The sequence below is a fragment of the Kutzneria sp. NPDC051319 genome, assembly GCF_040682195.1.
GTDB lineage: Bacteria > Actinomycetota > Actinomycetes > Mycobacteriales > Pseudonocardiaceae > Kutzneria.
On the sequence record NZ_JBFBAM010000001.1, the window covers coordinates 231,740 to 257,182 of the forward strand.

26 protein-coding genes are annotated in these 25,443 nt (G+C 70.0%); 12 read left to right on the forward strand and 14 right to left on the reverse strand.

From position 1 onward, the window contains the following. Positions 1 to 303 precede the first annotated feature (303 nt). The 7 genes from AB0M73_RS01100 (at position 304) to AB0M73_RS01130 (ending at position 10,205) form a co-directional block, all read left to right on the forward strand. Positions 304 to 1,335: a hypothetical protein gene (locus tag AB0M73_RS01100; protein ID WP_363885375.1), complete on the forward strand. Its 1,032-nt coding sequence runs from the start codon at positions 304 to 306 to the stop codon at positions 1,333 to 1,335. A 209-nt stretch (positions 1,336 to 1,544) separates the two neighbouring features. Continuing rightward, positions 1,545 to 1,856: a pilin gene (locus AB0M73_RS01105; RefSeq protein ID WP_363885675.1), complete on the forward strand. Its 312-nt coding sequence runs from the start codon at positions 1,545 to 1,547 to the stop codon at positions 1,854 to 1,856. A 210-nt stretch (positions 1,857 to 2,066) separates the two neighbouring features. Then, complete coding sequence (locus AB0M73_RS01110) at positions 2,067 to 4,067, forward strand: hypothetical protein (RefSeq protein WP_363885377.1); 2,001 nt, start codon at positions 2,067 to 2,069, stop codon at positions 4,065 to 4,067. Further along, entirely contained in the window at positions 4,064 to 4,291 is a 228-nt protein-coding gene (locus tag AB0M73_RS01115; RefSeq protein WP_363885380.1) for a hypothetical protein, read from the forward strand. The genes AB0M73_RS01110 and AB0M73_RS01115 overlap by 4 nt, the downstream gene beginning before the upstream one ends. 35 nt (positions 4,292 to 4,326) lie before the next feature. After that, on the forward strand, positions 4,327 to 5,571 hold the full coding sequence (locus AB0M73_RS01120) for a PrgI family protein (RefSeq protein ID WP_363885677.1): 1,245 nt from the start codon (positions 4,327 to 4,329) through the stop codon (positions 5,569 to 5,571). Next, positions 5,571 to 7,520, forward strand: a complete 1,950-nt coding sequence (locus AB0M73_RS01125) for a DUF87 domain-containing protein (protein ID WP_363885679.1) — start codon at positions 5,571 to 5,573, stop codon at positions 7,518 to 7,520. The genes AB0M73_RS01120 and AB0M73_RS01125 overlap by 1 nt, the downstream gene beginning before the upstream one ends. 57 nt (positions 7,521 to 7,577) lie before the next feature. Beyond that, positions 7,578 to 10,205 (forward strand): DUF87 domain-containing protein, encoded by a 2,628-nt coding sequence (locus AB0M73_RS01130; RefSeq protein WP_363885382.1) that lies wholly within the window; start codon positions 7,578 to 7,580, stop codon positions 10,203 to 10,205. Between the two features lie 111 nt (positions 10,206 to 10,316). Here the strand turns inward: AB0M73_RS01130 and AB0M73_RS01135 are convergent, their stop codons facing one another. Further along, positions 10,317 to 11,216: a restriction endonuclease gene (locus AB0M73_RS01135; protein ID WP_363885384.1), complete on the reverse strand. Its 900-nt coding sequence runs from the start codon at positions 11,214 to 11,216 to the stop codon at positions 10,317 to 10,319. Between the two features lie 465 nt (positions 11,217 to 11,681). Between AB0M73_RS01135 and AB0M73_RS01140 the strand changes: the two genes are divergently transcribed. The 4 genes from AB0M73_RS01140 to AB0M73_RS01155 all read left to right on the forward strand — a co-directional run bounded on the left by AB0M73_RS01140 (position 11,682) and on the right by AB0M73_RS01155 (position 14,578). After that, complete coding sequence (locus tag AB0M73_RS01140) at positions 11,682 to 12,737, forward strand: replication-relaxation family protein (protein ID WP_363885386.1); 1,056 nt, start codon at positions 11,682 to 11,684, stop codon at positions 12,735 to 12,737. 7 nt (positions 12,738 to 12,744) lie between these two features. Beyond that, the gene (locus AB0M73_RS01145) at positions 12,745 to 13,062 is read left to right on the forward strand and encodes a hypothetical protein (protein ID WP_363885388.1); all 318 of its coding nucleotides are present in this window, start codon (positions 12,745 to 12,747) and stop codon (positions 13,060 to 13,062) included. Beyond that, positions 13,059 to 14,018 (forward strand): C40 family peptidase, encoded by a 960-nt coding sequence (locus AB0M73_RS01150; RefSeq protein WP_363885390.1) that lies wholly within the window; start codon positions 13,059 to 13,061, stop codon positions 14,016 to 14,018. The genes AB0M73_RS01145 and AB0M73_RS01150 overlap by 4 nt, the downstream gene beginning before the upstream one ends. Before the next feature lie 128 nt (positions 14,019 to 14,146). After that, a complete protein-coding gene (locus AB0M73_RS01155; RefSeq protein ID WP_363885392.1) occupies positions 14,147 to 14,578 on the forward strand; it encodes a hypothetical protein in 432 nt (143 codons plus the stop codon). 473 nt (positions 14,579 to 15,051) lie between these two features. Here the strand turns inward: AB0M73_RS01155 and AB0M73_RS01160 are convergent, their stop codons facing one another. The 3 genes from AB0M73_RS01160 to AB0M73_RS01170 all read right to left on the reverse strand — a co-directional run bounded on the left by AB0M73_RS01160 (position 15,052) and on the right by AB0M73_RS01170 (position 17,606). Beyond that, on the reverse strand, positions 15,052 to 15,489 hold the full coding sequence (locus AB0M73_RS01160) for a hypothetical protein (RefSeq protein ID WP_363885394.1): 438 nt from the start codon (positions 15,487 to 15,489) through the stop codon (positions 15,052 to 15,054). Between the two features lie 47 nt (positions 15,490 to 15,536). Beyond that, complete coding sequence (locus AB0M73_RS01165) at positions 15,537 to 16,391, reverse strand: hypothetical protein (protein WP_363885395.1); 855 nt, start codon at positions 16,389 to 16,391, stop codon at positions 15,537 to 15,539. A gap of 96 nt (positions 16,392 to 16,487) precedes the next feature. After that, positions 16,488 to 17,606, reverse strand: coding sequence for a hypothetical protein (locus tag AB0M73_RS01170; RefSeq protein ID WP_363885396.1), 1,119 nt, complete (start codon positions 17,604 to 17,606; stop codon positions 16,488 to 16,490). 473 nt (positions 17,607 to 18,079) lie between these two features. Here AB0M73_RS01170 and AB0M73_RS01175 point away from each other — a divergent pair, with 473 nt between their 5' ends. After that, positions 18,080 to 19,036: a MarR family transcriptional regulator gene (locus tag AB0M73_RS01175; RefSeq protein ID WP_363885398.1), complete on the forward strand. Its 957-nt coding sequence runs from the start codon at positions 18,080 to 18,082 to the stop codon at positions 19,034 to 19,036. A gap of 63 nt (positions 19,037 to 19,099) precedes the next feature. Here AB0M73_RS01175 and AB0M73_RS01180 read toward each other — a convergent pair whose 3' ends face one another. The 10 genes from AB0M73_RS01180 to AB0M73_RS01225 all read right to left on the reverse strand — a co-directional run bounded on the left by AB0M73_RS01180 (position 19,100) and on the right by AB0M73_RS01225 (position 25,442). After that, on the reverse strand, positions 19,100 to 19,801 hold the full coding sequence (locus AB0M73_RS01180) for a hypothetical protein (protein WP_363885399.1): 702 nt from the start codon (positions 19,799 to 19,801) through the stop codon (positions 19,100 to 19,102). A 25-nt stretch (positions 19,802 to 19,826) separates the two neighbouring features. After that, the gene (locus AB0M73_RS01185) at positions 19,827 to 20,141 is read right to left on the reverse strand and encodes a hypothetical protein (RefSeq protein ID WP_363885401.1); all 315 of its coding nucleotides are present in this window, start codon (positions 20,139 to 20,141) and stop codon (positions 19,827 to 19,829) included. 431 nt (positions 20,142 to 20,572) lie between these two features. Beyond that, on the reverse strand, positions 20,573 to 20,923 hold the full coding sequence (locus AB0M73_RS01190; RefSeq protein WP_363885403.1) for a hypothetical protein: 351 nt from the start codon (positions 20,921 to 20,923) through the stop codon (positions 20,573 to 20,575). A 192-nt stretch (positions 20,924 to 21,115) separates the two neighbouring features. Then, entirely contained in the window at positions 21,116 to 21,433 is a 318-nt protein-coding gene (locus tag AB0M73_RS01195; RefSeq protein WP_363885404.1) for a hypothetical protein, read from the reverse strand. Then, the gene (locus AB0M73_RS01200; protein WP_363885406.1) at positions 21,417 to 21,800 is read right to left on the reverse strand and encodes a hypothetical protein; all 384 of its coding nucleotides are present in this window, start codon (positions 21,798 to 21,800) and stop codon (positions 21,417 to 21,419) included. The genes AB0M73_RS01195 and AB0M73_RS01200 overlap by 17 nt, the downstream gene beginning before the upstream one ends. Beyond that, a complete protein-coding gene (locus tag AB0M73_RS01205; RefSeq protein ID WP_363885408.1) occupies positions 21,797 to 22,393 on the reverse strand; it encodes a hypothetical protein in 597 nt (198 codons plus the stop codon). Before AB0M73_RS01205 ends, AB0M73_RS01200 begins: the two co-directional genes overlap by 4 nt. Positions 22,394 to 22,503: 110 nt before the next feature. After that, positions 22,504 to 22,854 carry a hypothetical protein gene (locus AB0M73_RS01210; RefSeq protein ID WP_363885409.1) on the reverse strand — a complete coding sequence of 117 codons (351 nt, stop codon included), beginning with the start codon at positions 22,852 to 22,854 and terminating at the stop codon, positions 22,504 to 22,506. Then, positions 22,851 to 23,372: a hypothetical protein gene (locus AB0M73_RS01215; protein WP_363885411.1), complete on the reverse strand. Its 522-nt coding sequence runs from the start codon at positions 23,370 to 23,372 to the stop codon at positions 22,851 to 22,853. The genes AB0M73_RS01210 and AB0M73_RS01215 overlap by 4 nt, the downstream gene beginning before the upstream one ends. Continuing rightward, the gene (locus AB0M73_RS01220; protein ID WP_363885413.1) at positions 23,369 to 23,620 is read right to left on the reverse strand and encodes a hypothetical protein; all 252 of its coding nucleotides are present in this window, start codon (positions 23,618 to 23,620) and stop codon (positions 23,369 to 23,371) included. Before AB0M73_RS01220 ends, AB0M73_RS01215 begins: the two co-directional genes overlap by 4 nt. A gap of 73 nt (positions 23,621 to 23,693) precedes the next feature. Further along, entirely contained in the window at positions 23,694 to 25,442 is a 1,749-nt protein-coding gene (locus AB0M73_RS01225) for a vWA domain-containing protein (RefSeq protein ID WP_363885415.1), read from the reverse strand. Between the last annotated feature and the right edge of the window lies 1 nt (position 25,443).

Genomic DNA, 25,443 nt, shown 5'->3' on the forward strand with positions numbered 1-25,443 from the left:
GGGGCGGCTACGCGTTGTGTTTGTGCGACTACGACGCTTACCAAACTGGTACCGAACTAGTACCGATCAACCATAATCGCTGCTCACTGGGTATTACCGATGATCGCTTCATGATCGCGAACCGACCTTCGAGCCGTGTCCACGAGGGTCAAATGATGATCTCGTTGGTTCAGTAGATGATCACTGAAGATCATCGGTACTAGTTTGGTACTAGCTCGGTACTAGTTTGGTTAGAGTTCGGTACTACCCCCTGTGGCGTTCTAGACGAGTCGTTTTCTCCTCGACTCGCACAGGGAGCCACTCATGGCCGCGAACCACGCTTTTCCCCGCCCCGCTTTCGGGCGCAATTCCAGCCCGTTGGACGCCGCCCGCGCGGCGTACGAGTGGCTGATCACCGGACCCCATCCGATCTCGGTCGACGGCCGGTTGTTCCCCGGCCTACCCGCCCGCCGGGTGCCCTTGGACGAGCTGCGCACCCTGCTGCTGGATGGCAACTGCACCCAGGCCCTGCGGCACGCCGTGTGGGCGCACCTGGTCCTTCTGTCCCGCACCGACGGCGAGACCTGGACCGTCGGGTGCGTCGGTCTCGCACTGCCCGCGCTGCGCAAGATCGCCAACAAGCTCACCACGAAGTTCGTCGGCGACCCCAGCGACATCCACGCCGCCGTCCTGACCGGCTTCGTGGCCGAGCTCGCGCACATCGATCTGCGCAAGCCGCGCATCGTGCTGCGGCTGCGCTGGGCCGCCTACCGCGCCGGCCACACCGCCGTCCGCGAAGCCCTGGACGCACCCATACCGTCCGGCAGCGGCTTCCGCTCGGTCACACCCCAGATGCCCTGGGGACATCCCGACTTCGTCCTGGCCCGCGCTGTCGCCGAGGGCGCGATCACCGCCGACGAGGCGGAGCTGATCGGCGCCACCCGGCTGGAAGGACTGCCGCTGGCGACCGCCGGCGAGGACCGCGGCCTGAACTACGAGGCGGTCAAGAAGATCCGGCTCCGGGCCGAGTACCGGCTGCTCGCCTATCTGCGTGACGAGGCCCCGACCGACGTCGACACCGATCCCGGCGAGCGGGATCTGACCGACCAGGTCGCCAACGCGCTGACCATCACCAGCGCCGCCCACGCCATCACCGCCGCCCGCGCATCGTCACCTTCCGTTACCGAACTGAGCGCTCATACGGCCAAGAAAGTTCGCCGTCGCCTGTCCCCCAAGGGCCGGAAAACCGGAGTTCAGGGGTGCGGGAGGAAACCAACCACCCCCGCGACCACCACCCCGCCCGACCGGCCCGCAGCGCCGTCGGACCCGACTCCGGAGGTGCCGCGATGCGCCTGACCCGTTCACCCCGCAAGCCCCGTTCCGACCGCCGCCCCACCACGCCCCGGCCCAGCCACGGACCCGGCCCCCAGCACGCCGCCGTGCCCCGGCGATGCCGCATCGCCCGCTCGTGCACCGCAAGGTCGACCGACGAGCAGGCCACCACACCTCCGATCTCTCGCGGGTCGGCGGGTGGTCGCCGCACGGTGCGGCGGCGGCTCGCGGTGATCACCGAGTTGGCCGTTCTCGTGCTGCTGTTGTCCGCCTCGGCCGCGCACGCGCAGACCACGGTGGTCCTCGCGTTGGCCGGGTCGGTGGATCAGGTGTTGACCAATATCCGCAACTGGATCGTCGGGATCCTGGCCGGGTTGGCGACGGTGTTCCTCACGATCGGCGGGACCCGCTACCTGATGGGCGGCGGCGACCCGGGCGAGATCGAGAAGGCCAAGACGAGTTTCAAGGCCGCCGGAATCGGCTATTGCCTGGCCGCGCTCGCGCCGGTGGTCCTGACCGTGCTTCAGGGCATCGTGGGGGCCTGAGCGATGTCCGCGACCAGGCACCCCCGCCACCGGAGGTCGGCCGTCCCGACCGTCCGCCGCCTGCACGCCGACGAGCCCAGCCCGGCCCGTCCGGCGGCTGTCATCGGCGCTGCGCGGGACCAGCTCGCGCCTCCATGGGCGAGCAGCACCGGTCGCGTCGGTGGCCGCCCCTGCCGGTCGCTCGCCCGTGTCGCGGGGTGGCTGCCGCGCATGACGCGCGGTCGGGCGCTGGCCGTGCTGGCGCTGACCCTGACCGTCCTTGTAGGCAGCACGCTCGCCGCCGGCGCCGTCACCGGCACGGCGGTGGCCGCAGTGCCGAGTGCGTCGACGGCGTCGCCCTCGCAGCCGGTGCCGGGATCGCCGGTGGACACCTGCCCGCCCGGCTCCGCGTTGCCGGTCTGCGCCCTGCCGCCGGTCACCGTGACAGCGACGACCACGCTGCCGTTGCCCAGCGGGCTGCCGACCACCACGGCCGGGACGCCGTGTGTCGGGTTGCAGTGTCTGCCCGCGTCCTCGACCGAGCCCACCCTGCCCACGACGGGCGGCGGGGGCAGCCCGGACGCGCAGTGCAGCGTCTTCGACCCGAGCACGTGGGGCGTCTGCATCGACAACGTGATGACCAGCTTCTTCCGCACCACGGTGTCCGCCGCGCTCAACCCGCTGCTGGACTTGCTCGGCCACACCCTGCTGACGACCCCGACCCCGGACTCGATCCCGGGGTTGGCCGACCTGTGGTCGTCGTCGTGGCAGATCCTGCTGGCTGTCTACGTGCTGATCGTGCTGATCGCCGGTGTGGTCGTGATGGCCTACGAATCCTTGCAGGCCCGGTACACGATCAAAGAGATCGCCCCGCGCCTGGTGGTGGGTGTGGTCGCCGGTGCGCTGAGCATGGTCGTGGCCACCACAGGCATCCAGCTGGCGAACGCGCTGTCGGTGGCGGTGATGGGCGGCGGCGTCGACGTGAACAGCGCCGCCGAGGCGCTCAAGGAGAACTACCTCGCGTCGCTGGCAAGCCAAGGGTTCTTCGAGATCGTCCTGGACCTGGTCTTTGCCGGCGCCGTGGTCGCGGTCCTGCTCACGTTCATCGTCCGCGTCACGCTCACGATCCTGCTGATCGCCGGGGCTCCGTTGTTGTTGATGGCGCACGGGCTGCCGCACACCGAGGGCATCGCCTACACGTGGTGGAAGGCGTTCGGGGGGTGCCTGGCGATCCAGGTCGGACAGTCGCTCGCGCTGATCACCGGGGTGCGGCTGCTGCTGACGCCCGCGTTCACGCCGCTCGGCCCGAACGCCGGTGCCTTGACCAACATCTTGGTCGGTCTGGCCTTGATGTTCATCCTGTTCAAGATCCCGTTCTGGATTTTGGGGGCCGTCCGCGGCGGTGGTGGGCGCCGCGGCGTGGTGAGCTCGCTGCTGCGCGGCTTCGTCGCGTACAAGACGTTCGGCCTGCTCGGTGGCCGGGGGAGCGGTCGCCGTCGTGCCCGGCCGGACGGTCCCACACCGGCGCCGGATCCGTATGCGCGGGTGGCGACGACCTCGACTGGTCAGTATGTGTTGCCGCTGACCGGGCTCAAGCGTGGCCGTGCGCCGAAGCCTTCGCACGCCCGGTATCCCGCCCACGGCGCGACGAGCCCGTTCGGTCCGCGGCGGGCGCCGACAGGCGTGCAGCTCGCGCTGCCGTTGGGCGATGACTGGCCGGAGAACAAGCCGGTTCTGGGCCGCGACGGGCAGTACCGGCTCCCGCTGAACGTGCATCGGGTCACGCCGCCTCCGCCTCCGGCCTCACCCAGTACGCCGGCGTCGGGTGGCGGCCGTCGTCGCGGGCAGCAACTGCAGTTCGAGTTCGACCCGTATCGGCGAAACCGGCCGACCAGCTCGGGCCAGTACCCGCTGCCGCTGGGCGTGACCCGCAAGCCGCGCCCGGCCAGTCCACCGTCACCGGCGACACCACCCCGGCCACGGCCGCGCAGCACGCAGTTGGAGTTGCCGTTCGACCCCTACAAGGGCAACCGGTCGCTGCGGTCTGGGCAGTACCCGCTGCCGCTGGACGGCCTCCGCCGAGTCCCGCCCGCCACGCCCGCGCCGCCGCCACCGGCCCCGCCGCCACGGCCCGCCGCGCGCGGTGGACGGCAGCTCCGGCTCCCGCTGGACCTCCCGAAACCCCCGCGCTCCACCCCACCACCGAAACCCACGACCGGAGGAAAGCCATGAGCACGCCCGACTACAGCCCGGACGGGCTGACCGAAGACGACATCACCGCCCTGCAACGCGAAGTCACCGCCCAACTGCGCCGCGAGGGCCATCTCCCGCGGCCGCGCCGCAACCGGCGGCGCTCCGCCGCCTCCCGGCCGCACGACGCCGCGCGCGCCCAGACCACGCGCTCGCCCCGCGACCCAGCGGCACGGCGCGGACAGCGGCGGGGTGACCACCAGTGAGCTATCGCGAGACCCGCACGCCCGGGCCCTACGCCGTGCGGATCCCCGCCGACGTCGACATGCACGACCGCGTCCTCGGGCCGCTGACCGCCCGGCAGTTGGCGATCCTCGCCGTCACCGGCCTGGTGCTCTACGCCGCCTGGGCCGCCACCCGCGCGTTCCTGCCGATCCCCGTGTTCCTCGCGCTGGCCATCCCTGTCGGGACGGCTGCTGCGATCCTCGCGCTTGGGCAACGCGACGGGATCTCGATGGACCGGATGCTGCTGGCCGCGATCCGCCAGCGCGTCGCACCCCGCCACCGCGTCTCCGCCCCCGAAGGGGTACGACCCGCACCGGCCTGGCTCACCAGCCAGGAGACCGCCACCGCCAGCACCGGGCGCGGCGGACGACACGGCAAAGGCAAGAACACCCCGCCGGTGCGGGAGGAGATCTCGCCCTCCGCGCTGCGGCTGCCCGCCGAGGCGATCACCGACACCGGCGTGGTCGACCTCGGCGCGGACGGGCTGGCCGTGGTCGCCGTCGCATCCACAGTGAACTTCGCGCTACGCACCCTGTCCGAGCAAGAGGCGCTCGTCGCCAGCTTCGGCCGCTACCTGCACAGCCTGACCGCACCCGTGCAGATCCTCGTGCGCACCGAACGCCTCGACCTGACCGGGCAGATCACCGAGCTGCTGGCCCGTGCCGGTGGCCTGCCGCACCCGGCGCTGGAGGCCGCCGCGGTCGAACACGCCGACTACCTCGCCCAGCTCGGCGAGCAGACCGACCTGCTGCGCCGCCAGGTGCTGCTAATCCTGCGCGAGCCGATCGGCGCCACCGCCGCCCCCACCGACGGCCTCGGCGGACCGTCCCCGCTGGCGGTCCTGACCGCGCTGGCCCGCGGTAAACGGCGCACGAACACCGACACCGGCCGGGTGAGCGTCGGAGTGCGGCGGGCGGCGGAGTCGCGACTGGTGCGCCGCCTGGGCGAGGCCGTCGAGCTGCTGGCGCCGGCCGGAATCGTGGTCACCCCGCTGGACGCCGGACAAGCCACGGCCGTGCTCGCGTCGGCGTGCAACCCCGACACGTTCCTTCCGCCCTCAGCCGGGCTGGCCGGGGCCGACGAGGTCATCACCACCACCGGCGACAGCAGCGACCTGAGCGACGACGACCTCGCCAACACCAGGTTCTGGCACGCCGAGCGCGACGCCGAACCGGACCCGGACACCGACCTCGACGACTGGGACTACGACTACGACGGCGACGAAGACGACGACGTCGACTACGAAAGGGGGCGGTCGTGATGACCACCCGAGCCCGAACCCGGCGCGGCCAGCGCCGCCCCACCACCCGGCCCGCATCGCGCGCTGCCGCGTTCACCCCCGACGCCCTGTCCGTCGGCGCACGCCACCTGGAAGTCAGCAACGAGTGGGTCTCCTCCTTCGCGGTGACTGGGTTCCCCAGGGAGGTGCACCCTGGTTGGCTCGCCCCGCTGTTGACCTACCCCGGCCGCCTGGACGTCGCCCTGCATGTCGAGCCGATCGACCCGGCCACCGCCGCGTCCCGGCTCAAGAAACAGCTCGCCAAGTTGGAGTCTGGCCGCCGCCACACCGCCGAGCACGGCCGCCTGTATGACCCGCAGGTCGAGGCCGCCACCGAAGACGCCTACGACCTGTCCTCGCGCGTCGCGCGGGGCGAAGGAAAGCTGTTCCGCGTCGGCCTGTACCTCACGATCCACGCGCCGACCGAGCGGGCGCTGGCCGATGAGGTGGCCGCGCTGCGGGCGCTGTGCGCAAGCCTGCTGTTGGACGCGAAGCACACGACCTACCGGTCGCTGCAGGGCTGGGTGTCGTGCCTGCCGATGGGCCTGGACCTCATCGGCATGCGCCGCACGTTCGACACCTCGGCGCTCTCGGCGGCGTTCCCGTTCACCAGCCCAGACCTGCCCGCCGCCGACCCGACCTCGGTGGCGGCGCCCTCCGGGGTGCTCTACGGGTACAACGTCGGCTCCCAGGGCTTGGTGCACTGGGATCGGTTCGGCGAGGGAATGCACAACCACAACAGCGTCATCTTGGGCCGCAGCGGCGCGGGCAAGAGCTACCTGGTGAAGCTGGAACTGTTGCGCAGCTTGTACCGGGGTATCGAGATCGCCGTCGTCGACCCGGAGGACGAGTACGCCCGCCTCGCAAGTGCGGTCGGCGGCACCTACGTGCACCTCGGCGCCGAAGGCGTGCGGCTCAACCCGTTCGACTTGCCCATCCACACCCGCGCCGACGGCCGGCGCACCGCCCCGAAAGACGCTCTCGTCCGCCGGTCGCTGTTCCTGCACACCGTCATTGCCGTCCTGCTCGGCGGCGAGCCGGACTCCGCCGAACGGGCAGCGCTGGACCGCGCCATCGCCGCCACCTACCAGTCCGTCGGCATCACCGCCGACCCCCGAACCTGGACCCGTCCCTCGCCCACCTTGCGGACCTTGCGCGACCAGCTGACCGCGGCCGGCCACGCCGGTGACCGGGCCGCGACCGAGCTCGACGCGAGGCTGCACCCGTTCGTGGAGGGCGCGTTCAAGCAATTGTTCGACGGGCCGACCACGACCACTCCCGACGGGCATCTGATCGTGTTCAGTCTGCGGGACCTGCCCGATGAGCTGAAGGGAATCGGCACCCTGCTCACGTTGGACGCGGTGTGGCGGCGCGTGTCCAACCCGGCGATCCGCCGCCCGCGTCTGGTCGTCGTGGACGAGGCGTGGCTGCTGATGAAAGAGCGCTCCGGCGCCGAGTTCCTGTTCAGGATGGCGAAGGCGTCCCGCAAGCACTGGGCGGGGTTGACCGTCGCCACCCAGGACACCGCCGATGTGCTGGGCAGTGATCTCGGGAAGGCAGTCGTGGCGAACGCCGCTACCCAAGTCTTGCTTCGCCAGGCGTCGCAGGCCATCGACGAGATCACCCAGACCTTCGACCTGTCGGCCGGGGAACGTCAGTTCCTGTTGTCGGCGGACAAGGGACAGGGACTGCTCTCGGCCGGAACACAGCGCGTGGCGTTCCAGTCCATCGCGTCGCCCACCGAGCATTACCTCGTCACGAGCAACCCCGCTGAACTCGCTGAATACCAAGAGACAGGCGACATCGGCGACACCGACACCGAGCAATCCTACGTCGATCTGGGCTTCGCCGACGACACGCCAACGGCCAGTGACAGCGACGCGTTCGGGTCCTCCGGTCCCGACGACCACATCAACCTCGACGCCGCCTGATACCGACGCCTCGCGCCGTGGGGTCTCAATTTCTGTTCTGGTGAAAGGACTTCCGCAATGCCTGTTGTGATACCCGCTGCCCGCCTCCACCCACTGTCCACCGTCCTGCCGCCGGGCAGCGGGCCGAAGCCGATCGGCCTGTCCGGTGGCTGGCTCGGCCAGTACCTGCGCGATCCACTGGGCACCCTGCTCGCGGTCCTCGTTCCGATCGGCCAGTGGCTGGCGGTCTGGTGGCCCACCGTGTCGGTGTTCGTCGTCTTCTCGGTACTCGTGGTGCTCTCCGAGCGGCGGTGGCTGGCGGGGCGCCGGCACGCCGCCCTGGTCGCCGACGCCCGCCAGATCACCGTGCTCGCCCCGCCCACCGTCGACCCCGCCGGCGGGACCGCGCTGTGGTCCAACCTGGTCGGGTTGCTACGTCCGGCCTGGCGCCGCGCCTTGGCCGGCCAGCCGCACGTCGCCTGCGAGTACGGGTTCTCCGAGGCCGGTGTCGCCATCCGGCTGTGGGTTCCCGGCGTCATCCCGCCTGGCTTGGTCGAGCGCGCCGTGGAGGCCGCCTGGCCGGGCGCGCACACCCGCGTCGGCGAGGCCCAGCCACCGCTCCCCGCACCCGGCGCGGGGCAACGGCGGCTGGTCGTCGGCGGCGAACTGCGCCTGGCTCGGTCAGAAGCGCTGCCGATTCGCACTGACTTCGACGCCGACCCGATCCGCGCGCTCATCGGCGCGCCCGTCGGTCTTGGGCGCGACGAGTACGCCTGTGTGCAGATCCTCGCCCGCCCGGTCACCGGCCGCCGCGTCGCGAGGGCGCGCCGCTCGGCGCGCCGGGTGCACACCGGCGGCTCCACCCGCCTGGTCGGCCGGCTGCTCGACCTCATCACGCCCGGCGTCAAAGCCAGCAGTACCCGACACACCACCAAGTCCGGCCAGCTCCATAGCGACCCGCAGACCTCGCTGGAGTATTCCGCGCAGAACCGGGCCATCGTCGCCAAGCAGCGCGGCAGCCAGTTCGAGACGGTCATCCGCTACGCCGTGGCCACCCTCCTACCCGAGGGCGCCACCGATCGCGAGGTCCGCACCGCCCGCGACGTCGCCCGCGGCCGGGCACACGCGCTGGCCGCGTCGTTCGCCTCCTACACCGAGCACAACCGCTACGGCCGCAAACGCGTCCGCCACCCCGGCACCGTGCTGGATCAACGTCGCCTCGGCCGAGGAGACCTGCTGTCGGTCCCGGAGTTGGCGGCATTGGCACACCTGCCCACCGACGAGTCCATCCCCGGTGTGCAGCGTGCCGGCGCCCGCGCGATCTCGCCGCCTCCCGGCATCGCGACTCCCGGCCCGCAGGCCAAGCCACTCGGGATCACCGACACCGGACATGAGCGGCCGGTCGCGTTGCGGGTGCCCGACGCCCGACACCACCTGCACGTCATCGGCGCCACCGGCTCCGGCAAGTCCACCCTGTTGGGCAATATGATCCTGGCCGACGCCGAGACCGGGCGCGGGATCGTGCTGATCGACCCCAAAGGCGACCTGGTCACCGACATCCTGAGTCGGCTTCCACGCGAGGCGGCAGGCCGGGTCGTGCTGTTCGACGCCGACAGCAAGAGCCGCCCACCGTGTCTGAACCCGTTGGATGGCGGGGAGACCGACCTGACCGTCGACAACCTCGTCAGCGTGTTCCGCAGGGTGTACTCCGCGTTCTGGGGGCCGCGCACCGACGACGTCATGCGCTCCGCGTGCCTGGCACTGCGCACCCAGGAAGGCATCGCCACGCTGGCAGACCTGCCCAAGCTTCTGGTCGACGAGGCGTTCCGCTCACGGGTGACCGCCGGGATCACCGACCCGGTCTTGCGTGGCTTTTGGACCTGGTACGAAGAACTCACCGACTCCAGCCGCAGCCAGGTGATCAGCCCCCTGATGAACAAGCTACGCGCGTTCCTGCTGCGGCCCTTCGTCCGCGACGCCATCGCCGGCGGGCACTCCACAGTGGACATGAGTGAGGTGCTTGACGGCGGCATCTGCCTTGTCCGTATCCCCAAGGGAAGTCTCGGGGAGGAGACCACGCGGCTGGTCGGGTCGCTCGTCGTCGCCCGCACCTGGCAGGCCACCACCGGCCGCGCGCGAACGCCGCAACACCAACGCAAAGACGCCTCGATGGTCATCGATGAGTGCCATAATTTCTTGAACCTGCCCTATCCGATCGAGGACATGTTGGCTGAGGCTAGGGGTTTCCGGGTCGCGATGACTCTGGCGCACCAACACCTCGGACAGCTTCCCCGCGAACTGCGGGAGGGCATGTCCACCAACGCCCGCAGCAAGATCTTCTTCAACGCCAGCCCTGAGGACTCCCGCGAGCTGTCCCGGCACACCGCGCCGCGGCTGTCCGATCACGACCTCGCGCACCTTGGCGTCTACCACGCCGCCGTACGCCTTGTGCTCAACGGCGAGGAGGCGCAGCCGTTTACCATGCGCACCCAGCCGCTCCCGCGCGCGATCCCCGGCCGTGCACGGGAGATCCGTACCGTGGCCCGGCGTGCGCTGCGCGTTCGCACCGCCTACCCAAGCGCCAACGGTAGCTCGTCCTCGCAGCTCTCGCCGACGTCCACCACCGGGTCGCGACCGAGGAACCGTAACCTGGCGACCGGGCCCGTGGTGCGCCCTCGCAGCACCGACCCGCGTCGCCATCTCTGACCGCCCAGCAGCACGACATCTCCGGCCCGACCGAACCTCGGGTGAATTCGAGACGACGACGTATGCGCGCAGTCCAGCGCGACGTGATGAACGGGGGTGGAAGTCGTCGGGTTACGGGGGGCGTGTCAGCCAGTCGAGCCGCTGCGGCCACTGTGGCCCCAGGTGTTTGTTCAAGAGCACGACCAACCGGGGACCGTCCACGAAGTCGAACCCCGCGTTGGCGCCCGCAAGAGCGTGGACGCCTCGGGTGCCGCTGCTGGTGGTGACGAGCACACCACCTGTGGCGTGTTCATGGAACACGACCCCCAGTAGGGACCGTGCCTGCTTGACATCCACCTTGCGGCCGTATTGCTTGCATTCGATCAGCAGTCGTTGTTTCCCACCTGGAGTCGACTGCACCGCGACTACGTCCCGCCCGCCGTCACCGCCCGGCGGCGTGAGCGTGACATCGAACCCGATCGCCGCGTACAGACGGGCGATCAGGCACTCGAACTGCCGCGGGGTGATACTCATGAGCGCTTCACGCCACAGGATGGAGCTGTTGTTGATGTAGTAGGTGTTGATCACAGCAACCGCGTCCTTCAACCCCTCGGTTCGGCCCGAAGGAAGGCGCCCCGGGTGTGCCCGCACGTATGACTCAACGACCATGGCGGCGCGCGCCGGAGAGTCGGGCAGGAGGTCAATCACCCACCGAACACCAGGATGCGCATGCACGCCGGGTCGCATGGTGAGGCGCAGCCGACGAAAGTACTCGTACTTCTCCCGCAGTGCCAAGAACTCGTCGTACTTCGCCCTCAGCGCACGAAGCAGGTCGTCGTCGAAACCGAACGTCATGCCGTCGAACAGGAAGTGTCGCAACACATGGTGCACATCACGCTCTGACCGCTCCGTCACCGACGTCAGGTACTCGTCGAGCAGCCTGCGGGTGGGGAACGACCAGGTCTGCAGATCACCCGGCCCACGGGCACTGTCGGGGTCCGACGCCAAGACAGCGGCCAGCCACTCCTCCAACCGTCCATCCCAATACACGCCAACACGTGGCCCATCTGCCTGAGTCCCGCAATCCCTTGGCCCGAAAAGAACTCCGCGCGACCTGTCACGCATGAGCGAGCCCAACGGACGACGTATCGGCCAGTACCGCACCGCGGTTGGAGGCGTTCCGTCGATGAACCTCTGGAAGTCCTCGTCGTCGCCACAGTCCGAACAGATGTGAGGACTGTCGCCAGTCCGCTCGTCACGCACATGTGACAGAGCCGGGTACTGCGTGGTCCTTCGCTCGCAGCGAGGGCACTCCCACGCGCCTCCGGCGTCGAGAAGCTCGTACACGTCTACGTGAGCACCAGCCATGCGTCAAGCCTGCCGCATGCGAACGACGCTGTCCGCTGTATCGATGAGAAGGCAGCGAAATCGCTCGATCGCGTCACCGCCTGCCCAGTTCGACGCAATTCCGCCCATTTCTACGGAGGATTAACGATCATGATCACCAATCCGACGAAGCAGCGCTCCCTGCGCGGCCACAAGCCCACCCGACCGACCCCACGCGCGGCTAACACCGCCGACCACCAAGGACTTCTCGCCTGGCGACTCACACCGCGGGACCGGTGGATCATCCGCATGATCCACGAGCACCGAGTGCTCACCGCCCACCAGATCACCGCCCTCGCGTTCCCCAGCTTCCGCTCCGGTCGGATGCGGCTGCGGGAGCTGTTCCAGTGGGGCGTGGTCGACCGCTTCCAGCCGTTCGTCTCCGTCGGCACGGCGCCGATGCACTACGTGCTCGCCCCCGCCGGGGCCGCGGTGCTGGCCGCCGAGGACGGCCTGGACGTCAAAGAACTCGGCTATCGGCACGACCGTGCGTTCGGCGTCGCGCACAGCCTGCGCCTGGCGCACACCGTGGGGGTGAACGAGTGGTTCACCGCCCTGGTCGACCACGCGCGCCATGCTGATCCGGGCGAGCACGCCGTGCTGGATGCCTGGTGGTCCGAGGCCCGCTGCGCCCGCCACTTCGGCGATTTGATCAAACCCGACGCCTACGGGCGCTGGACCGCCCAGGGGCAGACCGTCGAGTTCTTCCTGGAGTACGACTTCGGCACCGAGGTCCTGGGCAAACTCACCGGCAAACTGACCGGTTACTCCGCATTGGCCGAGGCGACCGGCATTACCACGCCGCTGCTGGTGTGGCTGCCGACCGCGCGGCGCGAGGCCACCGCCCGCCGACTGCTGTCGAAGGTGTGGCGCGAGCTCGACGACCCGGACTCGGTGCCGGTGGCCACCGCCGCGGCCGAGCTGCTCAACCCCACCGCGGCGCACCCGAGTCCCGCCGACGAGGTCTGGCTCCCACTGGACACACACGGCGCGACCCCGGTTCGGCGCTGCCTGAACCAGTTGCTGATCGCGTGGCCGCATGTCCCGCCGCCGATCACCGCCTCCGACGACGAGCAGGGCAGCGTGGACTCGCTGGTGTCGATGGCCCCGGCGCCGGCGCCGATGCCGCCGGCCAGCTCGCGCGGGCCGAGCATGGGCGGGCGGTGAGACCGGCATGGACGCACGCGACTTCGCGGTCTTCTACCCGCGACTGGCCGCCGAATTGCGGCAGATCGAGCTCGACGCGATGGGCCGGGTGCAGACTTCACGGGGGCTGCACCCCACGCGGCAGGTGCTGCCGGAGGCGGCGTTCGCCGGCGCGGTGTGTGCCGCCGTCACGGTGTGGCTGGTGCTCGGCCTGATCTGCTGGGGCTGGGCCGGGTGGTGGTGGATCCTCGCGGCGATGACCGGGACAAGCGCGGTGTGGGGCGTCAGCGACACCGCCCGCTGTGCCAGAACCTTGGCGCGGCGCCGGCGCGGAGGCCAGCGGTGACCGGCAAGGTCGCGGTGGCCGGCCTCGGGGTGATCATCCTGATCCCGGTGCTGATCGCCGCCGGGATGACCAGCGTGTTCTCGGCGGTGTTCGGCGGCGGCAGCAGTCAGCCCAGCGCGACCGCGCTGGCCGACATCCCCGCCGACTACCTCGCCCTGTACCGGGCGGCGGCCGGGGTGTGCCCAGGACTGGACTGGACGATCCTCGCCGCGATCGGCAAGATCGAGACCGACCACGGACGCTCGACCTTGCCCGGGGTGAGCAGCGGGGAGAATGCCGCCCACGCTGCGGGGCCCATGCAGTTCCTGCAGGCCAGCTTCGACGGAGTCCTTGCGCGACACCAACTCCCGCCCGGCGGCGCCAGCCCACCCTCTCGGTACAATCCGCATGACGCCGTCTATGCGGCCGCGTTTTACTTGTGCGACAATGGAGTTAGTCGAGGCGACGTGCGCGCGGCCATTTTCTCCTACAACCACGCCGACTGGTACGTGCAGGAAGTGCTCGATCAAGCCAAGAAGTACGCCGCCGCTGCGGCAGTGGTCGGCACTGGCGACTGCAATGCCATCCAGGCCCTCAACGCCCGCGCGCTCGCGGCGATCAACTATGCCTGCGGGCAGAGGGGGCTTCCGTATGTGTGGGGCGGAAATGGGGTCCAGGATGGTGGGTTCGACTGTAGTGGCTTGACCAAAGCCGCCTATGCCGCCGCGGGAATCACCCTACCGCGCACCGCGGACACCCAGTACCGGGCCGGGCCACTTGTGGCCTCCGGGCAGCCGTTGCTGCCGGGTGACTTGGTCTTTTTCGGCACCCTGGCCAACATTCATCACGTCGGTCTCTACATTGGTGGAGGTCTCATGATCGACGCGCCGGACTTCGGTCAGGTCGTCACGATCGAGTCCTACGCGGAGAGGGACTACCTGGGCGCGACCCGACCTGCCGGATCTGTTGGAGCATAGGAAAAACGTTGCAAACATCAGCCGGCGCCGAGCCTGACCTGACTGGGGCTAGGATGGCAGTATCGAGGTCGACGCCGCGCGAGGACGTGTGCGGCGTCACGGATGTGAAACGTGGAGGATACCCGCGAATGCTCACCGCAGAGAACCTCATCGCCGAGTGGCTCGCGCTGCCGCAGGCCAGCTTGGTCGATCGGGTCCGTCAGCTCGTCAAGCAGCACGATGCCCGCGCCCGCGAGGCTTGGACTGCGGTGCGCGGACATCCGGTGTTGGCCGCCCGAGTGCGAGGGACGCTGTCCGCCCTGCGGGCGGAAACGCGGGGCACCCGGGACGAGGTCATGTGGCTGATGTGGATCAACCAAGCCCGGCAGGAACTCGACCGCGTCCCCGCCGCCGGTGGTGAACCCGCGCTCGAGACCCGACCGGGCCAGGACGCCGACGACTCGGCAACCGCTGACGCGCTGGACGAGCGACCGCTCACGCTGACCGTGTCGCCGTCGACCGTGAGTCATTCCACGAGCTCAGGGGTCGCACCCCTGACGTTTCAGGCCCCGAGGCCGTAGTGCGGGTGTGCAACGGCGTCGGGCGCGAGCGCATCCGATCTCAGTGAGCCACGGTCGCCGTACTCGTTCCACACCGACAGTCCAAAGGCCCCGGAGTGGAACGACCAGCGGCAGCTTCGCCACTTCTCGGCGGGCATCCTCAGGGCGACGTAGAGAAAGCTGACGATCGTTTCCAGCCCGAGGACCAGGCACACGATCCATGGTCCCCAACAGGAACCAGGTTACGTCCAGGATCCCCGCGCAGAGTGTGGACATCAAGCAAACTGTGCGGAGGATTGACACGTTCATGAAGAATTCTCCATTGTCAGTAGTGCTTTCTCGGTTTTCGCTGTGCATGTGGTGGGGTGCCGTCGTTGCAGAGTCCGCTTGATGTCGTCGATCGACGCGCCGGACGGGGATAGTCAGGGTGTGGATCGGACCGATCCCGGCATGGTGCCCCGACGGCTCTCTAGTCCTGTGCGACTGGCGCGGGGTTAGATGTCCGGCCAGTTGCCTTGCCGGGTAACGGTTTCCACGTCGCCAAACCCCGCGCCGATCATCGCGGAGAACGGTAGGCCGTCGCTGCCGACCAGCAGAATGCGCTGCGTGAACAACGGTGGCGTTGCGGCATCGAGGCCGACGATGTTGTGGTAGCTGGCGAGTTCGAAAAGGGTGTTGGTCACCTCGCGGATCGTGGTCCGGTCCGGGTCGGCCTCGACCGACAGGCCCTCGACCCGGATCTCCAACACCCGCTGCTGCGGCAGAACAGTGATCACAGTGCGCACATGCGACGGGATGCCGCCGTCCTCGCGTAGCTCGGCGATGTCGTCGGCGAGCCGCACGGCGGCGGCCTCCAAGGTAAAACCGGGACCGATTCCAGCGCGTGCACCCCACATGGCAAGCCGATCCACTGTGGACTCGAAGCTGGTCATGACAGACCTCTCTTGTGCGTCCGATGCGCGGGCACGGTTTGTGCGGCCTACTGCCCGCGTCGCATCCGAAGGTCCGTTCGCAGACCGCTCAGCGGTCGGCCGTCGGACACTCGCCGGAAGACGCCCCAGCCGTTTTGGGCGTAGCCGCCCAGCGCGGTGGCGGCACCGGATGGGGTGGCGAACACCCGGCCGTCGGCCAGGACGACGGCACCGTCGGCCCGGACGCGGGCGATGTGCCGCACGCCGTTGTTGCGGCGTTCCCAGAGGAACTCCTCACCTGGCTTCACCAGTCGTGCGTCCAGCAACGCACTGACGCCACCATGATTCGGCCCGGCCAGCGGCGAAGTGGAGGGTGCGGCGGCATTGTGGCGGGCGGCTGCCTCGGCGATGTCGGTGGACAGGCCCATGACGGTGGCGGCGGTGGGGGCAAGGATGACCGGCCATGTGGAGCCGAGATGCAGCCATGCCCCGACTCGGTGCCAGCGGCCGTGGTGCGCGAGCAGCATCTCCAAGTCGACCGCGTCGACGGTGTTGTCCAGTGGTGTGATCCGCACGACGAGGTCTCCGTCGTGTAGGTCGGCCGGGAGCAGGGCCTGGCCGGTCAGCCAGCTCCCGGCGACAAGCTCCAGCTCCTCCTGATCACCGTCTGCGGTGATGCCGACGGCCTGCACGAGCAGGGCGCACGTCTGCCCGGGTTGGCCCATCGGCGTGGCGAAGGCGGGAAAGAGGATGCGCGTGTCCGGTGGCAGGCCTTCCCACTCCCGCAGTGCCGTCTCGCCGTCGATGTGTGCGGTGTCCGCGCCGGGTATGGCGTGGTTGGCGCGGTGTGCTGATGCTCGTGCGACCACGGCCGCGCTGGCAGGCGATTCGGGCGTGTCGGGGGTGCTGTGGTCGATCGGCATGATGGTCTGCTCCTTCGGTTGTTCGCGGTGGTGTTCCGGTCGTGGTTGACAGGCGCGAGACACGCTCCGTGTCGGCCGGGGTGGTCAATTGCGCGGTCACCGGCGCAGCACGTTGACTCGCTCGCCGCCCAGCAATGGTTTGTCCTCCGGTCCCGCGAAATGCGGATCAATCCAAATAGGTCGATGGTCGTTTCGGCTGGAGTACCACTGGTTGCGCCAGTGACCGCGCACGATCCAGCGGTGCCGGTACTCGCGCGTCGAGGTGCGCGGACCGTCGTCAGCGTGGTCGCAGGGTTCGGTGCGGGCGCGCCGCAGGTCGATGAAGCGGACGGCGGGGTCCAGGCGCGGGTCGTCGCGGGCGATCCGACGGCGGGCCGCGCGGGGCGCGGTGAGCTGCTCGGAGCGGGCCAGCGTCTGGCCCATCAGCAGCCACGTGGCGAGGATGGTGCGCTCCAACGCGATCTTCGCGTCCGTGTCCATGCCCTCGCCGTTGCTGGGCAGGTAGCCGGGCCAGCCCTGCATGTCGGTGAACTCCATTGGCGTCAAGGCCCGCCAGCCGTAGCCGTGCGACGGGAGGAACGAGGGCGGGATGGGCGCACGCCGCAGGTTCGGCAACAACCCGGCGGCGAACGCGTCGGCGGCCTGATCGGTGGTCGGCGGGTCGGCACCGGGGTCGGGCGGCGGTTGCCGGGAGCCTCGGATCGCGCGGGCGAGCACCTGGTCGTGGGGCAACTCGGCCAGCACCCGGCCGATTCGGGCTGTGCCGGTGGTCCACGCCGGGGTGGGCCTCGCCCAGGTGTGCACCCACAGCCCGCCGCGCCCTGGTCCCCACGACACCGCTGTGATGCCGTCGTGGCTGCCGGTCGCGGTGACCGGCGGGTGGGCGTAGACCATGAGCCCGACCTGCGCGGGCAGGTCCTCGGGGTGCAGGCGATAGTCGGTCAATGTCGTCGCGGCGTGGCCTGCAAGCGCGGTCATGTCGTCGGACACGTAGAACAACTCGGCGGCCGGGAACTGGGCGGCGAGCGTGCCGCTGATGGTCGCGGCCACGTCGTCGACGAGGTCGAACACCCGTGACTCGGTGGCCTGTTCGGGGCGCGGGCCGAGCCAGAACGTGAACCAGTTGGCCGCGCCGTCGGTGCCCGGATCACGTGCCCACGAAGCCATGCGTGCCCGGAGTTCAGGGACATCGCGCGCCGTCATCACCATGGACATGGCTGGGTCTCCTTTGCGAAGGTCGATGACGAAGTTCACCGATGGGCTGTGACGCAGCGGCACGCCGATCCGCCATTGCTGTCGGATCGTTGTGGTTGGCCCCGCTCCGGCGGGCCGCAGCCAACAAAACGTGTTGGGCCGGCCGCAGCCGGCGCCGCGTGAGTCCTCACATCGGATACGCCCCTTGATGTTTCACGGTTGTCGACGTGTATGGACGCTTCGTTGCCCCGGGTTTGTCAACGTTTGATGTCCGTGCCGCACGAGGTAGACCCTTGTGGCGCAACGATTCCCAGCAACACACCACCGTCTACACGAGACAAGCGTCTTGTTTGTCGAACCGCTTGACTTCACCGGCCGAAGGAAGCGTCCATAGTCGTGTAGCCCGAACACACCGGGAGCGCACCGGGGGCCACACCCGCTCCGGCCGGGGCATGACCACCACCCGATCACCGCTCGCGAATTGAGGGATTGTCATGTCCAACACGAACCGAACCGACACCGCCCGCGCCACCGACACGACCGGCGCACCGGACCGGGCCCTACGGTCGGTGCCCGGCCAAACGACGACGCACTCCCAGCGGACCGACGCCGAGGACAAGCTGTGGGCGGCTTTGCACGCCATGCCGAACAGCACCACCACTGACTTGGCCGCCGTAGCGGTGATCGGGAAGTCCACCGCCGGGAAGATCCTCGCCCGCTGGGCGGGCGAGGGCAGCGTCACCCGCACCCCCGGAATCGCTGTCGGCGGGCGACGTGCAGCCGATATCTGGATGATCGCGGAGACCGACACCGAGACCGTGACCGGCCCTGACGCCGCCATCAACGGCACCGGCACCGAGACCGACGGCGCGCCCGCCGACGAGCCCACGGTGCAGAACACTGCCCCGGCCGACACCGCCCTGTCCGATGCCGCGCCGGACGAGCCGATCACCGCGCCCGCAGACCCGGACCCGGCCGACATCGCCGACGCCACCCCCGTCGAGGACAACCTCAGCGCACCGGTCGACGCCGCACCCGCCGGTGTCGCGGAGGAGACGACGCAAGACACGACGCCTGCGGACGCCGAGCCCGAGAAGAGCGACCCGGCCGACCCCGCCCCCGGCCACATCGAGGAGACCGAACCCGGTGACAGCGCGACGGCGACCGACGCCACGGCGGTGGCCAGCGACGGCGGGAAGGACGGGACGTCAGAGCGGCTGGCACCCGGCGCGCTGCGCGGGATGGTCGAGGACTGGCTGCGCGACCACCCCAGCGAGCAGGTCAGTCCCACCGCGATCGCCAAGGCCCTGGGCGGGAAGTCCAGCGGCGCGGTGAGCAACGCGCTGGACAAGCTGGTCGCCGACGGCGTGGCGGTCAAGACCCAGGACAAGCCGAGGCGGTTCGGGCTCGCCCCGGCGCAGCAGGAGGCTGCCGCCCCGCCCGCGCACTGAACCGCCCCGGCATGGCCGATGTGGTTGCGCCCCGACGGGATCACCGCCGGGGCGTAACCACATTCACGTCCGCCCATCCGGAGAACGACGTCCGGCGGCCGGGGAACGGGCGGCGGCGTCAAGTGCGGTGTCGGGGCTACCGGAACAGCCGTGGTGGGCTTGGCTGGCCAGATGTGCCCACCAGGAGCCCTCCGGAACCGGCACGGCCAGCCCGAGCACGGCCAGCACCCGCAACACGTACACCTCGATGAAAGAGATCTGGCGGCGCACAACCTCATCGGCTGCCGCGAGATCGCCTGCGTCAAGGGCCTCGCTGAACGCTGTGTCGGCGGCGCGGTTGTCGCGATCGGCCGCACACAACGCGTCCAGCACGGCCTCGGTGTCGCTGGTGTGTCCGGCCTCAACGGCCCAGGCGACGGCCTGCTCGGCGATCGCCGTCATCGCCCGGGTGTCGGCCATCGCCGCCCGGCCCGCGCTGCCCGCCGGGGCGTTGAGCACCGTGATCCAGCCGTGGCCGCCGGGGCTGGCGGCCAGCAGCAGCGCGGAATCGCTGTCGTCCACGACCGCGATCAGCACCGGCGCGGTGGTGGTGTCCACCAGCGCGGCGGCCCAGCCGGGCGTGTCGGGGGCGTGCCCGTCGACGGCGGCGAGCTGCCATTGGTCATCGCGGTGACCGACGAGCTCGACTTCCTGCCCGACCAGTGGGTCCAGCTCGCTCAGCGGCACCAGGGTGCGGGCGAGGATGAGTGATCCGGTGAAGCCCATGACGAAGCCTTTCCTTTCCAGGTGGTCAGCGCGGTGGCCACGGGTAGGGTTGGTGTATGCGGTGAGCGGTTACGGCCTGCGCTGCGACGGAGGCGGCCGAGGCCAGCATTTCGTGGCCGCGTTCGGGGTTGTTGCCCTCGGCGTAGCGGTCGGCGTCGACGAGAAAGTCGAAGGCGACTGTGATGCGCTCGAAGGCGAACGGCGCGCCCTCGGGCAGCTCGTAGAGGTTCGGTGCGGGGCCAGGCACCAGCAGGCCGAGGGTGAGCTTGTGGATCGCGGTCCGGTTGAGGTCAGCGAGCGGCCAGCGCCGGCCGAGCACGAGCTCCGCGGCGCCGGCCACGGCGAGGGCGACCTCGCCGCGGTGGGTGAGAGCACGCTTGTCTCGCCAGCCGCCTTTCGCGACTCGCCGCGTTGGGGCCGCGGGCGCCGAGGACGAGCAATGCTCCAGGTGTCATTCCCTCGGCTGTCGTGGACCGGCCGCTGGCGAGGCGGCGATGTGTGCTGGCGTGGCAAGGCCCACGATTCGGTTCCTGGCGCCGAGAGGTCTGGTGAACTCGGTCGCGATCTATTTGCGGGGAATGTAGGAGCACCCGACGGGCGGGCGCGCGGGCGGGGAATGCATTGGGTCGAGTCCTTGGGTCTCTTTCGCGGCGCCCCTCGGGCCGATGGCCTTGTGGATCGGCAAGCCCGGCGGGCGACCGGGTTCGGGCCGCATCCGCTCCGCGAGGGGATGCTGCTTTCCGGAGTTGACAGACCGGTGGGCAAGCTGAGTCAAGCGCGCTTCTCCCACCGGCACGTCTCGGAGTCCCACACCGCCTCGGTGTAGAGACGGACGAGGTCGGGCAAACCCGGGCCGATCATCCAACCGAGGCGTTCGCAGTCCAGCAGGCCCGGCGTCCAACCGGTCCACTTCTCCCGACCGCAGTCATGGTCGCGGTCAGGGCCGCACTCGAGCCGTTGTCTTCCCGTCACAAGACAGATCGCGACGTCACAGCCGTCGTACTGGTCGGCCAGAGTCAAGTGCTCCTGTCCGACGGTGACCCCGCAGTCCCGACACGTCTCTTCGAAGTCGAGGATCCGAAAGACCTTGTCTCTGCCGTCCCGAGCGCTGCTGTCGTTCATGTGTGCTCCACTCGTGTTTGTTCTCGCGCTTGCTGACGTCTGGTCAGATGCCCAGAAGTCGGTGCTTGTCATTGGACTTGGCCGATACTTCGGGTTTGGTGCGAGGCGGCTATTGAAGGAGAAGGCCGACCAGCGCCCCCCATCGAGGGGGCGCGGTCGCGGGATTCTTGCCACGGCAGGGATAGGCGTGGGTCAGGTGGGTTTGACCCAGAGGCAGCGGTCGCGGTCCCACACGGCTTCGGTGTAGAGGCGGTTGAGGTCGGGAACACCGGGACGAAGCATCCAGCCGAGCTGTTCGCACTCGAGTTGTCCAGGCCACCAGCCGGTCCACAGGTCTTGGCCGCAGTCGTGGTCGGCCGTGCAGCCCGTTCGATTGAGTCCGGTGACCAAGCATCGGGCCGTCCAGCACGCGTTGTCGTGCGCCTCGCCGACGGCCGCGTCGCACTCCCGGCACCGCTCGCTGTGTTGCCCAAGGTCGACGTGTGTTGGCTGGTCAGCGTCGTCGCTCATCGAGACCTCCTTCGGGATGGTCCGATTCGTAGTCCGCGATAGCCGATCTGCGGGCATGCCACGCCCGTCCGGTGGTGATCCGCACCCGACCGTGGTCGAAGGTGAACACCCAGTCGGTCTCGGTGCTGCCCGGCCACAACCACGGCCAGCCGTCGCGCGGGTGGTGGCCGTGCCTGAGGTCCTCGTCGGCCCAGACGTCGAGCAGGTCGGTGACGGCGTCGGCGTAGGTGAACGGGTCGGTCGCGTTCAACAGCAACCATCCACACGCGACGGTCCGCACGGTTTCCGGGTCGGCGTTGCCTTGGAGCGACCCGAGCCACACCGCCGACGGTCCGCGCCCGTCGTAGAAGTCGGCGTTGGTGCTCACCGGCCCAGCCGCCGTTGTGCGTCGGCGGGGTCCTCGACGTCGCACTCGCCGTCGCAGTCCTGGGTGGCCGAGCTGGTGATGAACGGGCATTGGTCGCGGTGGGCTTTGGTGAAGGTGACGCTGCCGTCGTCGTGCTCGATGACGTGCAACCGGCCGCCGTGGGTGGTCGCCCACGCCATGTCGTCCGGAGTGATGCGCTGTTCGCCGTCGTAGCGGTAGGTGGTGGCCACCAGCGCGCCGACGGCGTCGAGGACGTGGGGCGAGAGCGTGGGCGTTGTCGATACCGGGGCGAGGATCGTGGCGGCGCGACGTAGGAGCTGGTCGGCCACCGGACCGAGCACGGCGGCGGGGTCGACGCGCGGGCTCGGGGTTCGTGTTGAGTGCCACCAGTTGACCGGGTCGTCGTCGGCGATGCGGGTCCAGGTCAGGTGCTCGGTGAGCACCTCGGCGACCGCAAGGCTTTCGTTGTAGTAGCGGGCGCGCAGGACGCGGGCGCGGACAATGCGCCCGGCGGTCTCGACGACGCGGTCGTAGCGGTAGCCGTTCGTGGTGACGGCGGCGGTCTCGTCCCGTGGGGTGATCGTGGCGGTCATGGCAAGCCCTTTCGGCGTTTGGGGCGGGTTGCCCGCCGGACGGTGGTCCGGCGGGCAACGAACTTGGATCGTCGGTGGTTGGTCAGCTCGGGCGGGTGGTGGTGGCCGGTTCACCGCTGTGGCGGGCGGGTTCCGGCGCGGAGCTGCCGGTCGATCTCGTCCTGGTCGTGTCCGGTGAGGATGCGGGTCAGCACCCAGACGGCGTCGCCTTCCCACGGTGGGCGCAGCTCCACACCGTCCAGGCTGAGGTACTCGCCGGAGGCGGTGACGATGCGCCAGCCTTGTTGCCGCACGAGGTCCGTGCAGTGGTAGCTGCCGATGAGCCTTCCGTTGTGGGTGACGGTGCCGTAGAGGGTTTGTTGGGCGTCGGCGGGGTCGATCACGACCGTGGTCACCTCGCAGTCGTCTTCGGTGAAGCGGCGGATGACGAACTCGGTCTCGGGCACGGTGTTCGGTGTCATGGCTGATCTCCTGGTGTTGTGGTGGTGGGCATGGCGAACGCGCAGCCCTGGTGGTGGAGGCACTCGTCACGGGCCTCGTCGGTGGGCTCGATGCCGTCGGTGTCGAGGTGCTCGCCGAGGTCGGCGAGGGTGGCGATACGGGTGGCGGGGATCTCGGCCGCGCAGTCCGGGCAGCAGTCCAGCAGCAGCCACCCGTCGCCGGGAGTGGCGTGGTCGGGGATGAACCGCCACGCGCGTCCGGCTAACGGGTCGGTGACGGTGATCAGGTCGCCGGGAACCGGTCCGGTGGGGGTGTGGTAGATGCGGTGCGGGTCGTCGGTGACGAGCACGGCGTCGACGGGAAGCTGCAGGGCCGTGGCGATCGTGCGCGCGACACGGGCGCGGCGTGCCCACCGGTTCCACGCCTCGGGGTTGTGGTGACGGCGGTGGAATCCGTCGGGGTCGGCAGCGCGATGGGCGCGCGCGGCGCGCACGGCATGGTCGGCGAGCCCAACGAGTCCGGGTGCGGTCGTGTTCATCGAGACCACCCGAGGGCGTGGGCGGCACCGTCGGGAAGGCAGCAGTACACCTCACCCGTGCCGATGCGCACCACGGGCAACTCGTTGGGCAGACCGCAGTCGCTGTCCGGGTCGCCGGGGGTGCGCACGACAAGGCCGATGGTGTGGTCCATGGATTCGGCGGACTCGGTGGCGATCCTGACGGGCGCGGCGGGGTCGTACTCGGTGAGAGCGGCGATCAGGTCGCCCGCGATGGTGTTGTCGTTCATGGTGATCACCTCTGGTGTGTCGGTTGGGTGGTGGTCGGTCGGGGGCAGGCACGCCGCCCCCGACCGGGCGGGTTTAGCGGGTGGCGGCGCGTAGGGCGGCGGTGGCGGCGCGGCCGATGGCCTGCGCGGTGGTGGTGGGGTCGCTCATCACGTGCACGGTCGCCCCGGCCAGCGGTTCGCTGTAGCCGTGCGGGGCGAGCCACAGCACGGCGCATCCGGTGGCGCGCAACCGGTCGACCAACCGTTGGGCGTTGTGCCGCAACACGTCGGGCACGTGGCCGTCGGACACGATCACCAGTAGCCGCGCGGCACCCGGTTGGGACAGGCCCAGCGCGCCGTCGAGGGCGTCGATCGCGGTGTCGATGGCCTCCCAGCCGTCCCGCGCGGCGAACTCGGTCACGGCCTTCGGGGTGGTGCCGGGGCGGGTGATCGGGCGGACGTGGTGTCCGAAGATCACGGTGGCGGTGTCGGCGGGGACCGGGGTTTGCGCGGCGGCGTTGGCCATGATCCACGCTGTCGACGCGACCGGAGCGGCGAAGCTGCCCATCGAGCCGGACACGTCGCACGCGATGCCCAGCCGTAGCGGCGGGGTCGGCACCGGGGTGCGGGTGGTGCGGGTGAACGGTCGCGCGGTGGGGATCGCTCCGGCGGCGCGTTGCGCGTCGCGTGCGAGCACGCCGCGCATCCGTAGCCGTCCGGGTGGGATCGGCGAGGTCGTCTTCGTGGCGACCCGTTCTCGGACCCCGGCGGTGGACAGGGCGCGCGACAGCACCCGTGCGGCGGTGCGTTCGGCCGTGGTCGGCGGGCGGGTGCCGGTTGTTTCGGTGCGGCCGTCGGGGAAAAGACCGGGAAGGGGGTCGAACACGTTCTCGGCGGCCTTGTCGGCCCTCGCGCGGGCCGTGTCGTCGGCGGCCTTCTTGCGGGCGGCGATCTCGGCGGGGTCGGCGGGCAATTTCGTCCGTGCGACCGCCCGCGCGATCTTGCCGAACGTCGCGCTGATCGCGTCCGCCAACGGCGAGGGGGTGCCGGACGGTTCGGCGGCGGGGTCGGACAGGTGCGGCGGGGTGGTGTCGGGGTCGGGTCCGATGATCTCGCACCAGCGGCGGCCGAGGTCGAGCATGGCGTCGGTGTCGTCGTCGGCCACCGCGAAGGCCGCGCGCCACACCGCCCGTAGTTGGGCGAGTTTCTCCTCGCCGAGCACGGTTTCCACCGCACGGGCGACGGGGGCGGTTTCGGCGCGGGTGAGGATGCCGCCGTCGGTGCGCCCCAAAAACAGGGCGGCGGTGTGCGCGGCGTCGCGCGGGGTCATCTTCGGGGCGAAGTCGGGGTCGTCCAGTGCCAGCCCGCCCGTGACGATGGTCTTCACGCACGCGCGCAACCAGTGCCGGTCGTCGGGGCGACGGCGGATGTGCGCGTGTTCGATGCGGGGCTCTTCCAGCAGCAGCGCGGCGTCCACCGTGGCGGGGTCGGCGTCGTCGGGCACGGCGGCGTGCCACCGGGTGTGTTTGCTGTGCGCGCATTCGTGGGTCAGCGCGCCCCACATCGGGGCGTAGCGGGTGCGGTCACTGATCAGGTGCGGGCGGGCGGTGGCGGGGTCGGCCGTCATGTGGGCACCGTCGACTTCGATCATGGCTGTGGCGGGCAGGAAGCACGCCGGGGCACCATGTCCGGCACCGGGCGCGATCGTGACCAGCAGGTCGTCGCGGTCGGCGATCACGGGGACCTCGGCGGTCAGCGCGGCCGACAGCGCGTCCCATCCGGGGGCGGCGGGGAACACGGCCGAACCGGTGGCGGTGGGGTCGGTGATCGTGTGCGCGGTCATG

Coding starts and splice junctions, on each gene's coding strand:
- AB0M73_RS01100 (WP_363885375.1), top strand. CDS start 304: ATGGCCGCGAACCACGCTTTTCCCCGCCCCGCTTTCGGGCGCAATTCC.
- AB0M73_RS01110 (WP_363885377.1), top strand. CDS start 2,067: ATGACGCGCGGTCGGGCGCTGGCCGTGCTGGCGCTGACCCTGACCGTC.
- AB0M73_RS01115 (WP_363885380.1), top strand. CDS start 4,064: ATGAGCACGCCCGACTACAGCCCGGACGGGCTGACCGAAGACGACATC.
- AB0M73_RS01125 (WP_363885679.1), top strand. CDS start 5,571: ATGACCACCCGAGCCCGAACCCGGCGCGGCCAGCGCCGCCCCACCACC.
- AB0M73_RS01130 (WP_363885382.1), top strand. CDS start 7,578: ATGCCTGTTGTGATACCCGCTGCCCGCCTCCACCCACTGTCCACCGTC.
- AB0M73_RS01140 (WP_363885386.1), top strand. CDS start 11,682: ATGATCACCAATCCGACGAAGCAGCGCTCCCTGCGCGGCCACAAGCCC.
- AB0M73_RS01145 (WP_363885388.1), top strand. CDS start 12,745: ATGGACGCACGCGACTTCGCGGTCTTCTACCCGCGACTGGCCGCCGAA.
- AB0M73_RS01155 (WP_363885392.1), top strand. CDS start 14,147: ATGCTCACCGCAGAGAACCTCATCGCCGAGTGGCTCGCGCTGCCGCAG.
- AB0M73_RS01160 (WP_363885394.1), bottom strand. CDS start 15,489: ATGACCAGCTTCGAGTCCACAGTGGATCGGCTTGCCATGTGGGGTGCA.
- AB0M73_RS01165 (WP_363885395.1), bottom strand. CDS start 16,391: ATGCCGATCGACCACAGCACCCCCGACACGCCCGAATCGCCTGCCAGC.
- AB0M73_RS01170 (WP_363885396.1), bottom strand. CDS start 17,606: ATGTCCATGGTGATGACGGCGCGCGATGTCCCTGAACTCCGGGCACGC.
- AB0M73_RS01175 (WP_363885398.1), top strand. CDS start 18,080: ATGTCCAACACGAACCGAACCGACACCGCCCGCGCCACCGACACGACC.
- AB0M73_RS01180 (WP_363885399.1), bottom strand. CDS start 19,801: ATGGGCTTCACCGGATCACTCATCCTCGCCCGCACCCTGGTGCCGCTG.
- AB0M73_RS01190 (WP_363885403.1), bottom strand. CDS start 20,923: ATGAACGACAGCAGCGCTCGGGACGGCAGAGACAAGGTCTTTCGGATC.
- AB0M73_RS01195 (WP_363885404.1), bottom strand. CDS start 21,433: ATGAGCGACGACGCTGACCAGCCAACACACGTCGACCTTGGGCAACAC.
- AB0M73_RS01205 (WP_363885408.1), bottom strand. CDS start 22,393: ATGACCGCCACGATCACCCCACGGGACGAGACCGCCGCCGTCACCACG.
- AB0M73_RS01210 (WP_363885409.1), bottom strand. CDS start 22,854: ATGACACCGAACACCGTGCCCGAGACCGAGTTCGTCATCCGCCGCTTC.
- AB0M73_RS01215 (WP_363885411.1), bottom strand. CDS start 23,372: ATGAACACGACCGCACCCGGACTCGTTGGGCTCGCCGACCATGCCGTG.
- AB0M73_RS01220 (WP_363885413.1), bottom strand. CDS start 23,620: ATGAACGACAACACCATCGCGGGCGACCTGATCGCCGCTCTCACCGAG.
- AB0M73_RS01225 (WP_363885415.1), bottom strand. CDS start 25,442: ATGACCGCGCACACGATCACCGACCCCACCGCCACCGGTTCGGCCGTG.